This is a genomic window from Type-A symbiont of Plautia stali, from assembly GCF_059731155.1.
Genome location: NZ_AP035891.1, coordinates 41925 through 56410, shown reverse-complemented (window position 1 = coordinate 56410; position 14486 = coordinate 41925). Strand labels below are relative to the sequence as shown.

At 57.0% G+C, this 14486-nt stretch carries 13 protein-coding genes and 7 pseudogenes; 10 read left to right on the top strand and 10 right to left on the bottom strand.

The genetic code is table 11. The features are described 5' to 3' along the window. Positions 1–9: 9 nt before the first annotated feature. Positions 10–753, bottom strand: a complete 744-nt coding sequence (locus tag AC6I8M_RS00310) for a prolyl oligopeptidase family serine peptidase (protein ID WP_318285024.1) — start codon at positions 751–753, stop codon at positions 10–12. Between the two features lie 432 nt (positions 754–1185). On the opposite strand from AC6I8M_RS00310, the gene AC6I8M_RS00305 reads away from it, so the two are divergent. From AC6I8M_RS00305 to AC6I8M_RS00290, 4 genes are all read left to right on the top strand, one after another. Then, complete coding sequence (locus AC6I8M_RS00305; protein WP_022548370.1) at positions 1186–1521, top strand: hypothetical protein; 336 nt, start codon at positions 1186–1188, stop codon at positions 1519–1521. Next, complete coding sequence (locus AC6I8M_RS00300; protein ID WP_498013842.1) at positions 1521–2318, top strand: EpsG family protein; 798 nt, start codon at positions 1521–1523, stop codon at positions 2316–2318. The genes AC6I8M_RS00305 and AC6I8M_RS00300 overlap by 1 nt, the downstream gene beginning before the upstream one ends. 245 nt (positions 2319–2563) lie before the next feature. Then, positions 2564–3013 (top strand): acyltransferase family protein, encoded by a 450-nt coding sequence (locus AC6I8M_RS00295; protein WP_022548372.1) that lies wholly within the window; start codon positions 2564–2566, stop codon positions 3011–3013. Continuing rightward, positions 2992–3600: an acyltransferase family protein gene (locus AC6I8M_RS00290; RefSeq protein WP_022548373.1), complete on the top strand. Its 609-nt coding sequence runs from the start codon at positions 2992–2994 to the stop codon at positions 3598–3600. Before AC6I8M_RS00295 ends, AC6I8M_RS00290 begins: the two co-directional genes overlap by 22 nt. A 48-nt stretch (positions 3601–3648) precedes the next feature. Here AC6I8M_RS00290 and AC6I8M_RS00285 read toward each other — a convergent pair whose 3' ends face one another. The 6 genes and pseudogenes from AC6I8M_RS00285 to AC6I8M_RS00260 form a co-directional block, all read right to left on the bottom strand. Then, positions 3649–4029 carry a substrate-binding domain-containing protein gene (locus AC6I8M_RS00285; RefSeq protein WP_498013614.1) on the bottom strand — a complete coding sequence of 127 codons (381 nt, stop codon included), beginning with the start codon at positions 4027–4029 and terminating at the stop codon, positions 3649–3651. Between the two features lie 126 nt (positions 4030–4155). Next, positions 4156–4632, bottom strand: coding sequence for a LacI family DNA-binding transcriptional regulator (locus tag AC6I8M_RS00280; RefSeq protein ID WP_022548375.1), 477 nt, complete (start codon positions 4630–4632; stop codon positions 4156–4158). A 79-nt stretch (positions 4633–4711) separates the two neighbouring features. Continuing rightward, positions 4712–5842: pseudogene (locus AC6I8M_RS00275) on the bottom strand (ROK family protein). 99 nt (positions 5843–5941) lie between these two features. Further along, entirely contained in the window at positions 5942–6682 is a 741-nt protein-coding gene (gene dnaC, locus AC6I8M_RS00270; protein ID WP_010617850.1) for a replicative helicase loader DnaC, read from the bottom strand. Continuing rightward, the gene (gene dnaT, locus AC6I8M_RS00265; RefSeq protein ID WP_010617849.1) at positions 6682–7218 is read right to left on the bottom strand and encodes a primosomal protein DnaT; all 537 of its coding nucleotides are present in this window, start codon (positions 7216–7218) and stop codon (positions 6682–6684) included. The genes dnaC and dnaT overlap by 1 nt, the downstream gene beginning before the upstream one ends. Positions 7219–7311: 93 nt before the next feature. Beyond that, positions 7312–7989, bottom strand: a pseudogene (locus AC6I8M_RS00260) (hypothetical protein). 135 nt (positions 7990–8124) lie between these two features. Between AC6I8M_RS00260 and AC6I8M_RS00255 the strand changes: the two are divergent. The 5 genes and pseudogenes from AC6I8M_RS00255 to AC6I8M_RS00235 all read left to right on the top strand — a co-directional run. Continuing rightward, a pseudogene (locus AC6I8M_RS00255) lies at positions 8125–8673 on the top strand (OmpA family lipoprotein); the annotation flags it as partial. Between the two features lie 157 nt (positions 8674–8830). Next, entirely contained in the window at positions 8831–9583 is a 753-nt protein-coding gene (locus AC6I8M_RS00250; RefSeq protein ID WP_010617847.1) for a LacI family DNA-binding transcriptional regulator, read from the top strand. Between the two features lie 58 nt (positions 9584–9641). Continuing rightward, positions 9642–9923 (top strand): annotated as a pseudogene (locus AC6I8M_RS00245) (LacI family DNA-binding transcriptional regulator); the annotation flags it as partial. Then, positions 9904–10188 (top strand): YbaK/EbsC family protein, encoded by a 285-nt coding sequence (locus tag AC6I8M_RS00240; RefSeq protein ID WP_010617845.1) that lies wholly within the window; start codon positions 9904–9906, stop codon positions 10186–10188. The pseudogene AC6I8M_RS00245 and the gene AC6I8M_RS00240, both read left to right, overlap by 20 nt. Before the next feature lie 21 nt (positions 10189–10209). Continuing rightward, positions 10210–11114, top strand: a pseudogene (locus AC6I8M_RS00235) (EamA family transporter). 58 nt (positions 11115–11172) lie between these two features. Here the strand turns inward: AC6I8M_RS00235 and ibpA are convergent. After that, positions 11173–11589, bottom strand: a complete 417-nt coding sequence (gene ibpA, locus AC6I8M_RS00230; RefSeq protein WP_010617843.1) for a small heat shock chaperone IbpA — start codon at positions 11587–11589, stop codon at positions 11173–11175. A gap of 409 nt (positions 11590–11998) precedes the next feature. Here ibpA and AC6I8M_RS00225 point away from each other — a divergent pair, with 409 nt between their 5' ends. Next, entirely contained in the window at positions 11999–12256 is a 258-nt protein-coding gene (locus tag AC6I8M_RS00225) for a YceK/YidQ family lipoprotein (protein WP_498013613.1), read from the top strand. A 106-nt stretch (positions 12257–12362) separates the two neighbouring features. Here the strand turns inward: AC6I8M_RS00225 and AC6I8M_RS00220 are convergent. After that, positions 12363–13046: pseudogene (locus tag AC6I8M_RS00220) on the bottom strand (DUF3748 domain-containing protein). A 106-nt stretch (positions 13047–13152) separates the two neighbouring features. Further along, positions 13153–14445 (bottom strand): annotated as a pseudogene (locus AC6I8M_RS00215) (MFS transporter). Positions 14446–14486: the final 41 nt, after the last annotated feature.

Below are 14486 nucleotides of genomic sequence, written 5' to 3'. Positions count from 1 at the left end.
ACATCCCGCTTACGGCTTCACCAGGCTGCTTTGCCAGGCCTGGAACAGGGTGAGCCAGTTTTGCACCGGCAGGTGTTGCTTCTGGCCGGTGCCAAAGCCATGACCGCCCTGCTGGAACAGATGCAGCTCCACGTTGACCTTGTTCTGCCGCAGTGCGCTGAACATGCCCAGCGCGTTTTGCGGTGAGGCGGTGCCATCGTTCAGCGCCTGCACCAAAAATGTCGGCGGCGTGTGTGCGCTGACGCGATCTTCCTGCGAAAGCTGCGCCATTTGCTGGGCACTGAGATCTTTACCGTACAGCGCCGCGCGCGTGCCCGGGTGGGTCACGCCCTGTTTCAGCGACAGCACCGGATAGATAAGCGCGCTGAAATCCGGGCGCGCCGACACCTTATCCTGCGCATCGACCGTCTTATAGTTAGCTTCATCGGGAGTGTTGCTCAGGTTGGCGGCGAGAAAGGCGCCGGCGGAAAAGCCCATCACGCCAATGCGGTCAGGCGCCACCTGGTACTGCTGCGCATTGGCCCGAATCAGCCGCAGCGCTCGCTGGGTATCGGCAAAAGCCTGCTGGCGATACTGCGCTGAACCGTCGTGTGGCAGACGATAAATTAACACAAATGAAGCGTAGCCCTGCTGGCTAAGCACGTTGGCCACGTCCAGCCCTTCAAGATTTTTCATAATATAAGAAAAACCCCCACCGGGAATGATTAGCACCGCCGCATGATTATTTTTTCCCGTTGCCGGAACATAAATCATTTGTGGCGCATCGACGTGGGTAACAGCACGGTTATTAATGGTCGGGTTTTTACTAAAATTAATAAATTTATTATTTTCTGACACTTCATCTGGCCAGATCGGAATTTCCTTATTGGCAAACGCGGCCGGAAGATACAGTAAAAAAACAGGCTAAATATCCGCAACCCTCTCATCGCACTGGTTAAAAACCCTTAATAAAAACAATAACAAAATTCAAACTGAGCGGATAAAATCGCTCAGTGACGCTCCGGCTACCCGCGAGATAATGAAAAAAACATACCCATCGAAAAATGTCTGTGGAAACGATAGCAAATAAATATGGCAAAATCGATTCAATATAATATTGGACCAAGAAAAATTAGACTTTTCTCATGTTTACGTTAACAAGGCCGTATGTTATAAGTGAATTTTAAACTATAAGAATCTGTGACCATGGGAATTTACTGGATCATAAGTCTTAGCCTGACTTTCGTCGCTATTGTCGAAATCATGTTAAGTAAAAATAAAAACACAGCGCAAATCAGGACGTGGCTTTATTTTGTTGCCGTTGTAGTACTTTTTACTTTTGGCGGTATTCGTGGCCTGGGAACCGGCCTTGATGACTTCCAGTATCGCGACTTCTATGCCCAGTTTATCGATAAAATTATTATCGAAGGTTTCTGGCGTGCGGTCGTGGAATTCCGTTATGAACCAGCCATTTACGCCATTGCCGGTGCGACACGCATCTTCACTGCTAATCCGGACATTTTCATCTTTGTCTTGCGGTAATCGCTGTCGGTGTCAACGCGCACTACTTCCGTAAGCTGACACCGCTGCCGCTGGTGGCCCTCGCCGTCTACTCTGCGCACCTGTTTATCAACAAAGACATGAACCAGATTCGCTTCGGTTTATGTTCGGCGTTTTTAATGGGCTTCGTCTGGCACATGTCGCGGCTCAGCAAGCCTGGCATGATCACCACCTTCATCCTGTCGTTTATCAGCCACGCCACTGCGATTGTCGCGCTGCTGATTCCGCTGGCGATGATTGTACGTAAAAACAAATACATCCCGATTGCCATCGTGGTCGCCAGCCTGCCGCTGGCGTTTCTCGGCAGTTCAGCGCGGATCGCCGCGCTCTCCAGCTACCTCGGTGCGCTGGGCGACAGGGCCATGGGCTATGCCGATGCCGATTCACGCCAGGAACAGGGCATTCTGACACTGTCGAACCTGAAGAATATCAGCTTCGTCTTTATCTTCAGCTACATGTTGCTGAGCGATAAAATTAAAAATTTCGATCCGGAAAAGTTTAATACCTATTACATTCTGGTCATCACTTTTGCCATCGGCAGTGGCCTGAGGATGGCGCTACAGGATTACGCTTCCGGTGGTCGTCTGGCGAACTATTTGCTGCAGGTTGAGCCGGTGCTTATTTCGCTGTGTATCTGGGAAACCCGGAAGCTGAAGAAGGTGCTTGCCGTGGCTGTCACCATTCTGATGGTACTGTACTATCTCTACTACAACACCGTATCGAGCAAGCAGTCGATTGTCGGCTATGAGGTTTCACGCACCTTCCAGCTGTTCCGTTAGGCCCAAAAATAACGCTAGCCAACTGGTTAGTGTTTTTTCATTAATAAACCCTTTCTCATCGTCATCCAGGGAAAATCTGAATATGTTACTGGTCCTGAACATTGCTTGCTTTTTATGAGGATTAAAATCCTAATAGATTACATCTGCTCACGCAGAACACCTGTGATAAGAATATTCCGAAGCAACCATGCAAAGTCTTTCATGGCTTTTCCTGGCACGTCGTCACTCAATGAAAGAATGCTGACATGAACGAAAAAAACAATTTTGACATCGTACGACTATCCCTCGCCTTTATCGTAATGCTGGTGCATTCCGCTGAGGTGACGAGAAACGCCGATATCCGTGTCCTAGCGCATTTTCTCAATAGAGATTTTGCCGTCAAAGGATTTTTCGCAATAAGTGGTTTTCTTATTGCAAAAAGTTACTTAAGAAGTAAATCGCTGACGTCCTATTTTATTAAGCGCGCGCAACGTATATTGCCGGCTTATATTTTCACCATCATCATGTGTTTTGTGATTGGCATGTGCCTTACCACCCTGCCGCTGATGGATTTCCTGAAAAATAAAGAAACTCTTAAATATCTGGTCGCCAACTTCTCGTTTCTTAACTTTATTCAGCCGTCGCTGCCGGGCGTGTTTACCAACAACCCAAATCAGCCGCTGGATGGTTCACTGTGGACCACAAAGCCGAGCTGACGCTCTACGTGCTGCTGCCCTTTATCGTGCCGTTGCTGAAGCGAAGCCCGCTGAAGGTGTGGAGCGTAATTTTTATTATCTCCTGCGCCTGGTACTTCTACTTCACCGCGCTGTACAGCGGCCCGAAAGCCGATACGCTGGCCAAGCAGTTTATTGCGCTGTCGTCTTACTTCTTCTTTGGCAGCCTGCTGGCGGTGCATCAGCCGACCTTTGACCGCCTGAAAGAGATCACCATTGTGTCGCTGGTGGTATTCCTGCTGTTCAAGAGCACGGATTATGCGTTTATCGTTGAGCCGGTGGCGTTTTCAGCGGTGGTGATTCTGTTCTGCACCAGCCTGTGTAAAGAGATTAAAATCAGCCAGTACGGCGATCTCTCTTACGGTATGTATCTCTATCACTGGCCGATTATTCAGGTGCTGCAGCATTTTGGTGTGTTCGATGCCAACGCGTTTGCTGGCCTGGGGCTGACAATTGTAATGACGCTGGCGCTGGCTTACACCTCGTGGAATTTGCTGGAGAGCCGTTTCCTGAAGCGCACCCATCACGCTCAGCCGTCGATTGTGCCGCCCACCGCTGCACGCGATTAAGCGTTAATCATGCAGGCGCACGTCGCGCCTGCACCAAAGCGCCACCGGTCAAATGGTGGCGCCCATCGACAGCTGATAATGCAAATCCACCTGTTCAATAGTGGGCTGCTGGTTAATCTTCTTCAGCACAATTTCCGTTGCCACTTTGCCCATCTCGAAACGCGGTGTAATCACACTGGCCAGCCGCGGCGTTGTCGCCTGACCAATCTCCAGTCCGTGGAATCCGGCAATCGCCAGCGCCTGCGGCACTGCAATCCCTGCCGCCTGACACTCCTGCAGCACGCCGACAGCCAGATCATCGTTGGTACAGAGAATGGCATCCATCTCTGGCGCGCCAGCGTCATCATGCCGGTGCCAATCGACACCGAAGAGACTTTGTTCGGTACGATGCGTCCAGCCGGCAATCCGGCCGCCGCCACGGCATCGCAATAGCCGGCGTAGCGCTGCTGGTCACGGCGATCGGACATCGAGCCAAAATAAATCACCCGCTGTTTACCGCTGGCCAGCAGCATCGCGGTCATGTCGTAGCCGGCACGGTAATTATCAAAGCCGACGTTAATGCGCCCGCGCGTCTCGCTCAGTCCCATCACTTCGGCGACCGGAATGGTGGCCGCGTTGAGATACTTTTCCGCGCGCACGGTGTGCACCCGACTCGGTCAGAATCAATCCCTGCACGTTAAAAGCCAGTACCGTGGCAATCTGCTCCTCTTCGCGCTGCGGATTGTAATCGTAGTTGACCACCAGCGTCTGATAGCCGTGGGCGCTGGTGACCGATTCGATACCGGCCAGCAGATCGGCAAAGATTTGATTATTGAATGAGGGGATCAGAACGCCGATGCGCGGCGGCGGGTGCCGCGACGCCGCGGTGTTTTCCTGTTCGGCGACGTAGCCGATTTCGGCCATGACGCTGGCGATTTTCGCCGCCGTTTCCGCCTTGACCTTTTCCGGCGTGCGCAGATAGCGGCTCACCGTCATCTTGGTGACCCCTGCGAGAGTCGCAATATCGTCCAGAGTGATGCGCTGCGTTTTCATTGCGCGGTCCGCAAAGAGAGCCTGTCAATCAACGTATTATGCCCGCTGGCGAGTCAAAAAAGAAACGCGGCTCCGCCGGTCATACCGGTCTTTCATAGTGCTCAATCACCGCCAGCGCTAGGCCGTTGGCCGGATCGATGCGCTGCGGCAGAAAGTGCAGCGCGGTATGGGCAAAGGTAAACGCCAGCGTGCCGGCCTGTGCCGCCTGCTGTACTGCCTGCACAAACGCCGGTTGCGCATTCCACGGGCCGTCAATGATGATGCTGGCCGGATTGACCAGCTGCATCACCTGGCTCAGCGCATGACCAAGATAGCGGCCGGTCTGCGCCATCAGCTCATACACGATCTCCGGCTCGCTGTCGCCAGACTGCCAGCGTAAGCCGGGCTTACGCCGGGCCAGCTGCTGCTGGATCGCCGGCAGGCTCACCAGCGTCTCCAGACAACCCTGTCGCCCGCAGCTGCAGCGCGCGCCGTTGGGCTGCACGCTCAGATGGCCAATCTCACCGGCGGTCCAGCTGCTGCCGCTGAACACCTCGCCGCGCTCCACCAGCGCGCCGCCTACGCCGTCGGCGATGCGCAGATAGAAGTGGCTTTGCGCTTTATTGAGCTCCAGCTGCTGCACCGCCAGCAGCGCGGCCGCTTTGACGTTATTCATGATGCGCAGCGGCAGCTCAACGCCGCGCCGCAGCGGCGTCAGCACATCGACATCCTGCCAGCCGAGCGGCGCAGAAAAATGCACCCGTCCGCGCTGAGAATCAATGATGCCGGGAAAACCGATGGCCACGCCCAGCAGCGCCGGATGCGCCGCGCGCAGCGTCTGACACACTTCCGTCAGCTCGTGCAGCAGCCCGTCGGCATCTGCCGTTTCGGTGCGCTAGGTTTGCTCGGCCACCACGCGCGAAAAGTAGTCGCACACGCGCCAGTGAATCGCCTGGCGCTCCACCATGATGCCCGCGCTTTTCAGCTGGCCAGCGCGCAGTTCGATCTCAATTTTGGGCCGGCCGGCCGCAGCCACGCTGACCGGGCCAAGCTCGTGAATCAGCCCCTGCGCCAGCAGGTCATCAATAATCAGGGAAACGGTGTTTTTGCTCAGGTCGAGCGCCAGCGCCAGATCCTGGCGGGAAGTGATACGGGTGGTGCGCAACTGCGTCATCACCCGCTTGATGTTGTTCAGTCGAAGTACCGCTGGTCCTTTCCCGGCTGCTTTCATCGCACCCTCAGCTGACAAAGAGTAATAGGTGTAAGTTTAGCAGCACGCACCGGCGGTTAATCGCCGGTAAAACCGGGTTATTACCGCTTCTGCCGCGTATCAGTACTCGTCGCCGCGCACGCGGCTGCGGTAACTTTCCCAGTCAAAACGCACCCACAGGCTATTACCGAGGCGCATGCGATCCATCACCCGTTCGCCAAGCAGCGTGTTCATGCCGGCCGGATCGAGGTTGGAGAGCATGCCGGTCGGCCGCTTTGACGACGAACGGCGATCGACAATCTGGTTGATTATCACTTTCTCGTAGCGCGATTCGCTCTGCATGCCGATCTCATCGATCACCAGCAGATCGATATGGCTGAGATCCTGCAGCAGCCGCTCTTCGGTCAGGTCGCTGCCGCCGCTGAAGGTGCCTTTCATGCTCGACATCAGATCGGCCACCGTGACAATCAGCACGCTTTTACCGCGCAGGATCAGATCGTTACCAATCGCCGCCGCCAGATGGTTTTTGCCGGTGCCGGGACGGCCGGAAAAGACAAAGCTGGCGATGCTGTTCTCAAACCCGGTGGCGTATTCACGCGCCAGACTGAGCGCCTTGCGCTGGCCGTCATTTTCGACGCGGTAGTTGTCGAACGAGCAGTTCATGTGCAACTCACGGATACCGGAGCGGCCCATGATGCGCTGCATCTTCATGGCGCGGTTTTCGCGCACAATCGCTTCTGAGCGCAGCCGGCCCTGCTCCTGATTCCACGCCAGCAGCTCGGCGCCGTTTTTAAACTTTGGCTGCACATCCGCGGGCATGATTTTTTTCAGGCGACTAAAAAGATCGTTCGGCATTTTCATTACTCACCTCGGAATCCATCGGGAATATCATAATCAGTATTGGTGATCTGGGTGATATCGCGCTTTGGCTGACCGCCGTTGGCGGCGCGGTTCATCTGCACGCTGCGCGCCAGTTTCTGCTGCCACTGTACATGGTGAAACAGCCGGCCTTCTGCCTGCCAGTAGGCGACGAAAGCCGCCAGCTCTGCGGCGGTCACCGGCTCGCTCAGCGCCACGCCCCAGATCGCCGCCTGGCGCTGGAAGTCGCTGTCCGGCTGCCAGCCCGGATACATGGCGAACTTGCCCACCGGCACGGCGATCGGCGCGGCGTCGCTGTGAAACAGGCTGTCGTCCAGCGTGACATCATTCGGCTGCTGCGTCGCTGCTTCCAGCGACAGCAGGTGCGCGAGGCGCTGCGGCGTGATCGCGTAGAACGCCGGAACATTGTTGTGCAGCACCGCCAGCGTGCCGTTATCAGCCTGCTGCAGCGTGGTGAGGGGATCGTGGCAAAAGCCGTCCAGCCCCACCAGCGTTGAAGATAAGATTTTGACTGACATGAAGAAACCTGACGTTGACTCACCCGGCGACCCGGTGCTAAGCGGTCAGTGTACCTGTTTTAGCACCGGGGATCGCCATAAAACCGCGCGGATTTAGCGCGAGGCGAAGTGAGGTTCAGCCGCCTCAATGCTGACGACGCGACGGCTGGCACGTGCCGTTGCCAGCGCCGGGCGGGTTTGCCACAGATAGCGCAGCTATGCCACCAGACACAGGCTGTAGCCAAACAGCTCGCTGCCCTCTTCCGCCATGTTCTTCACCACGCGGTTATAGCCATCCAGCATCAGTTGCTGCCACAGCTCATGCATGCCAAACAGCCGCGAGAACACCAGCACTGCCAGCAGCCCGGCGGCCATCATTTGCCAGCTGCGATGCTGCAGCAGTGCCGCCAGGCCCGGCAGGATTTGCCGCGGCTGACGCAGCGCCATCGCCAGCGAGGCCGCGGTAGTTGCCAGCGCAAACCACAGCCATGCGCCGTGCTGCACCACGTCGAACAGAAAATCCATTTCACGAATCAGCATGCAGCTGAAGAAGCCACCGACCAGAATCAGCGCGCTGCGCTGCTGCAGTCGCTGCTAGGCGGCGAGGAAGAACAGTGCGGCAATGGCCGCCAGCATCAGCTCCTGTGTCGCTTCGGTGAAAGAGGTTTCGTGCAGTGCATCGTTCATCCAGTTGACGTCGATGTAGACCATCGCCATACAGAAGACCAGCACCAATCCACTGATGATAAAGGCCGCCAGTTCGCGGCTAATAAGAATAATGTTTTCGCGCATTGTGATACCAAAGTAGAAAATAATTAGCGCGCTTATTATATTTACGCTGGCTGGCACCACTTCTCATTTCATGCCGCTTCAGAAGCTGGCGCTGACGCCGAGGTTGTAAATGAACTGCTCGCCGCTGCTGACCGCGCCGGTCTGGGCGCGGTGCTGGGCGCTGGCGTAGGCGTGCTCTCTTCGTCGAAGAAAGATCGCGGTAAAGGTGCGCTGATTGGCGCAGCGTCCGGTGCGGCACTGGGCGGCGGCGTCGGCTATTACATGGATGTGCAGGAAGCCAAACTGCGCGACAAGATGCGCGGCACCGGCGTCAGCGTAACGCGTCAGGGCGATAACATCGTGCTGAACATGCCGAATAACGTGACTTTTGACTCGAGCAGCGCCAACCTGAAACCGGCCGGCGCGAATACGCTGACCGGCGTGGCGATGGTACTGAAAGAGTATCCGAAAGCCGCCGTCAACGTGGTCGGCTTTACCGACAGCACCGGCACGCGCGCGCTGAACATGCGCCTGTCGCAGCAGCGAGCAGAAAGCGTTGCCAGCGCGCTGATCGTGCAGGGCGTGGCGCAGAACCGTCTGCGCACCCAGGGCATGGGCCCGGATAACCCGGTCGCCAGCAACAGCACCGAAGCCGGTAAAGCACAAAACCGTCGCGTCGAAATTCCCCTGAGTCCGCTGGGCTAAGGCACAGGCCGGTCTGTCGCTGCAGGCCGGCTTTCGACGCGTTTTTACGCGCTTATTGACGCGCAAAGCAGCAGATAACGCGTAAACGTCGCAGGACGATAGAGCCAGCGATGACTTTATGCTAGCGTGATCAAAATTTGATCAGTGGAATGCCATCATGTCACTCAAAGCTATCGCCTCCGCCCTTGGCCTCTCTGTGACCACCGTGAGCCGCGCGCTGAATGGGTTTGATGATGTCGCCGCTGCTACCCGCAAACGCATCGAAGAGGAAGCCGACCGGCGCGGTTATCGCCCGAATGCCGCCGCCCGCCGCCTGAAGACCGGCCGTGCCAATGCGGTCGGGCTGGTCTTTCCGGTCAGCAATGCCTCACTCAACGACAGCTACTACAGTGAAATGCTGCTGACGCTCGATCAGCGCCTCGCCCTGCACGAAATCGATCTGCTGTTGCTCCCCAACAAACCGCAGGATCAGCAGCGCAATTTGCTGCGCATGCTGCGCAGCGGCGTGCTGGACGCGCTGATTGTCACCCATACCACGCCGCAGGATGTACGATTGCAGCGCCTGCAGCAGAAGGGTTTTCGCTTTCTTACGCTGGGGCGCAGCCAGCTGCCGCAGCCTTACGCCTGGTTTGATTATGATAACCATGCCGGAGCGCTACTGGCGGCGCAGCACTGCCAGCAGCAGGCCGGGCGTCTGAGCGGCGCGCAGGCGATTCCCCTGTACGTGTACGATGGTTTGCCGCACGACTCAATTATCACGCAACCGGTCAACGCGATTCTGCAATCATCACAGCAGCGGATTGGCGAACGCGTCGCCGAAATGGTGCTGCAGCTGCTGGAGGGCGCGCCGCCAGCGCAGTTACAGACGCTGTGGCAGCCGATGCTGCGCCTCACTTCTGACGCACAGTGATTGCGCGGGTGCCGCGCTGTGATAGTCTTCGCCTGATGCAATTAATCAGGTGTATGTGATGAAAACCAGGCCGCCACGAGCCACAATCAGTGACGTTGCCCGCACGGCAAAAACCGGTAAAACCAGCGTTTCCCGCTATCTGAATGGCGAAGTTCATCTGCTTTCGCCGGATCTGAAAGCCCGTATCGAACAGGCGATTGCCGACCTCAACTACCGCCCCAGCCAGATGGCGCGCGGACTCAAACGCGGCCGCACCCGGCTGATAGGCCTGATCATTGCCGATATCACCAATCCCTACTCGGTGGATGTGCTGAGCGGCATTGAAGTCGCCTGCCGCGCGTGCCATTGGCGGTAAGAAGTCGACGTTTGCCACACCCGAGCAGGCGCAAGCGCTGACGCAGTACGTGATGGGCGCGGTGCCGCCGTTTAGTTTTGATGACCGACTGGCGCTGCGCGTGGATGCGCGGCTGCGTGATGTCGGGACGCTGTGGTTTAACGCCAGCGCGCTGGACCGCTCGGTAGCGCTGGATGTGGATGATTATTTTCGACTGATCGGCGACGACTGCGGTGCAGAGATCGCCACACCGGTGACGGCAACCGCCTGATTGCCGCGCTGAGGAATGCGTATGTCCGTGAAAGATATGTTGTTAGCCCTGTGCGTCGTGTGGCGTGGGGCGTAAATTTTGTGGTGATTAAGCTGGGTTTACAGGGCATACCGCCCTTTTTGCTGGCGGGATTGCGTTTTACGCTGGTGGCGTTTCCGGCGATCTTTTTCGTGCGTCGTCCGGCAATTCCGCTGCGCTGGCTGGTGGTGTATGGCATGACCATCAGCTTTGGTCAGTTCGCGTTTCTGTTCCTCGCCATCAAGCTCGGCATGCCAGCCGGGCTGGCTTCGCTGATGCTGCAGGCGCAGGCGTTTTTCACCCTGCTGCTCGGCGCGCTGCTGCTGGCCGAGAAGCTGCGCTGGAACCACATCGCCGGCATTCTGGTCGCCACGCTCGGCATGTTTATGCTGGCAACCGCCGGTATGGAGGGCCAGGCAACCGCAGGCATCACGCTGACCACCATGATGCTGACGCTGGCGGCGGCGCTGTCGTGGGGGCTGGGCAATATCACTAACAAGATTATCCTACGCAACCGCAAGGTACCGGTGATGTCGCTGGTGGTGTGGAGCGCGCTGGTACCGATTGCGCCCTTCTTTGCCTGTTCGTGGTGGTTCGAGGGCGAATCCGCCATTGTGACCAGCCTGCTGGATATTTCGCTGCAGACGGTGCTGGCACTGCTCTATCTGGCGTTTTTCGCCATCATCATTGGCTATGCCATCTGGGGCAATCTGCTCAGCCGCAACGAAACCTGGCGCGTGGCGCCGCTGTCGCTGCTGGTGCCGGTGGTCGGTATTCTCAGCGCCGCGCTGATCCTCGGTGAAACTCTGTCGGCACAGGAGATTCTCGGCGCGTCCGTGATCATTCTCGGGCTGCTGGTGAATGTATTCGGCGGTATGGTGAGCCAGCGCCTGCTGGTACGTACCTGATAATGCAGCCATAAAAAAACGCCGCGTTGCAGCGGCGTTTTTCTTTACTTCGTTAGCCTTATTTCAGGATTTCAATCCGGCGTGGTTTCGCCTCTTCCGGGACGATGCGTTCCAGATCGATACTCAGCAGGCCCAGTTCGAGACGCGCATCGCGCACCACGATGTGATCGGCCAGCTGGAATTTGCGTTCGAAGTTACGTTCTGCGATGCCCTGGTAAAGGTATTTACGTTCCTGCTGCTCTTCAGGGTGGGCGCCGCGCACCACCAGCATGTTGTCATGGGCGGTGATATCCAGTTCGCTCTGCGCAAAGCCAGCGACGGCGATGGTAATGCGATAGTGGTTTTCGTCTACCAGCTCGACGTTGTACGGAGGGTAGCCGCCGTTAGCCTGGTTTTGGTTGGACTCAAGCAGGTTAAACAGACGGTCGAAACCAATAGCAGAACGATAAAGCGGAGAGAGATCAAAGTTACGCATAATAAGACTCCTAATAATCAGCAAGTTTTGGCAACCTTCTACCATGGACAGGTTGTCCGGCCCGTCAGTGTCCCTGTCGGCGACCGCGTCGTGACCGTAGCTTAAAGATGGGTGCGCTCAGGTCGCTCTCAAGGGGCAATGCGCTTTTTTTTGCAGCAATTCTGACGATATGGCATACACTCAGGGGACGCTTCGCCTGACGGGAAGGACATAACCACAGAGTTATGCGGATGTCTGGTGACACACTCCAGCTAGGGCCATGCCATGACTGTAGGGATGATGATGAAAATGATGAAACGCTTTCCGCTCACCGGTCTGCTGCGCCTGTGCCGCATCAGGCTGCTCCAGCGTGATGTCGCATACCGGTGACAGCTAGGGTTACTACCCCGGCACGCGCGCCAGCGCAGAGATGCTGACCGATGACAATACCAGCTGGGCGATTAAACCGCTGGCGCTGATCGATCTGCCCTTCTCGGCGGTGATGGATACGCTGCTGCTGCCGTGGGATTACTTCCGCGCCGACGATGATAAAACCAAAGATTCGCACGCGCGAACGCGTGCTGCAGAGCGAGAAGATGGCTGGCACCCAAGCCACCACGGCGGCTATGCCGGCGGAATCGCACTGACGCAGAACAGCTGTCGCCAGCCGTCAACCTCGCGCATGTAGGCGATCTGCTTCCCGTCCGGCGACCACACTACCGCGTCGCCGCTCGGCGGTTACGCGCTGCGCGCGGTAAGGCGCGTACACTGTCCGCTGACTATCTCACAACGCATCACGCTGTTATCACAGATAAAGGCGATGGCCCAGCGCTGCCAGCTGCCGTCCGCTTTCTGGTAGCCGCGCTCGCCAATCCAGCACTCTTCATAAGCGCGTTCAATCTGATTGCTGCCACATAGTAGTGGCTGCCGTCATATTCGCGCGGATGCTGCTTCGGCGGGCATACCGGATGCAGCGGCACCGCCACGCCGACGTTGCTCAGGTCTTCACGCACATCGCGCTCATGCATCACATGATCGTTATAGGTAAAGCTCAGCCGCGAACCATCCGGACTGAACACATGCACGTGCGAGCCACCACGCAGCGCACCCGGCGTATAGGGCGCGGTGATATCGCAGGCATCGAGGTTCTCCGCGATGCCCCTGCTGAACAATCACGCCGCGCCGGTGATGAAAGTCATAGTGCCAGTGCCATCGGGATGCTCCGGCCCATGAATACAGACATAGCGCGGCGGCAGATCCGGACTCACGGTCACCACACCGACGTGCGCGCCATTGCGCGCCTGATACAGCACCTCGACCGCGCCGCTATGCACGTTGACGCGCTCAATGGTCAGGCTGGTAAACGAGGCGCCGGACGGCCGCACATCAAATGCCAGCCACAGGCTGTCGGCGGTCCAGACGTTGATATTGGTCAGCTGATGATGGCGCTGAGTAAAGGTTAGTTGTTTTTCTGACATGGGGCAACCTCAGATGTAACCGTTGCCGGACAAATTACGTGATGCCGTTCAGTTAAGCAAAAGCAGAGCAGATAATGCGGGTGCGCATTCCTGCGCACCCGGAAGCTTAGCCCACGCGCTGCACATCCCCCACCAGCAGGATGTACGAGAGCGCGCCAATCAGCGCAACGGCGGAGATGTACACCAGCGCTGGCGCAAAGCCGTAATCCTGCGCCAGATACCCCACCACCAGCGGCACCGTGATGCCACCGAGGCCGCCGATAAAGTTAAACATGCCGCCGGTCAGGCCGATCAGGCGTACCGGCGCCAGCGACGAGACCAGCGACCAAGTGATGGACGCGAACCTGTTGCCGAAAAAGGCCAGCGCCATCAGCACCATAATCCACAGCGGATCGTTGGTGTAGTTTGCGCCCATAATGCAGGTGGAGATCAGCAGGCCGCAGATGATCGGCGTCTTGCGGGCAAAACCGAGCGAACGGCCGCTACGCACCAGACGATCGGCCACCATACCGGAGAGGATCACGCCAACAAAGGCGGCGAGAAACAGCACGGTAGTCATAAAGCCGGCCGTCAACGCGGCAATATGTTTCTCCTGCGTCAGGTAGTTGGGGAACCAGGTGAGGAAAAACCACAGCGTTGAGGTCACTGCAAACTGGCCGAGATACACGCCGCACAGCTTGCGATGAAACACCAGTTTCCAGTCGGCCGCCGTGAGTTTAACGCGTGCTTTTTTCTCGCCGGGCGCATCGCCGTCAACCATCGCGCCACCGGCACGAATGTAATCGAGCTCGGCCTGATTGATGCCTTTGCTCTGGCTCGGCGCCTAGTAAACCTTCATCCACACCAGCGACCAGATAATGCCAATACCGCCAGTGATGATAAACACCCAGTGCCAGCTCAGCAGTTCCTGAATCCAGATCAGCAGCGGCGTGAGAAACGCCAGGCCGTCAAACTGACCGGAGGTGTAAAAGCCGACGGCCGAAGAGCGCTCCTGTTCCGGGAACCAGCTGGTAACCAAGCGATTATTGGTCGGGAAGGCGGGCGCTTCAAAAATACCGGTAATGGCTCGCAGACCTATCAGCGATAATAAGCCGCTGGCGAATCCCTGCAATAACGTCGCCACCGACCAGCCGAGAATAGCAATAAAATAGGTCAGGCGTGAACCTACGCGATCGAGAAACCAGCCGCCGGGAATCTGGCACAGCGTATATAACCAGGCAAAAGCAGAAAAGACATACCCCATTTCCGCTTTGCTGATGCCGAATTCCTGCTGAATATGCGCCGAGGCTACGGCTAAATTAGCGCGATCAACATAACAAATGACTACCGTAATAAAAATCATCAGCAGCGTAATATAACGGCGACGCGTAGGTTTCGCCTGAACAGCAGAGAGATCCATGGTGTTTCTCCGTCAGATGTCAGCTGACGGACGTGCCGAAA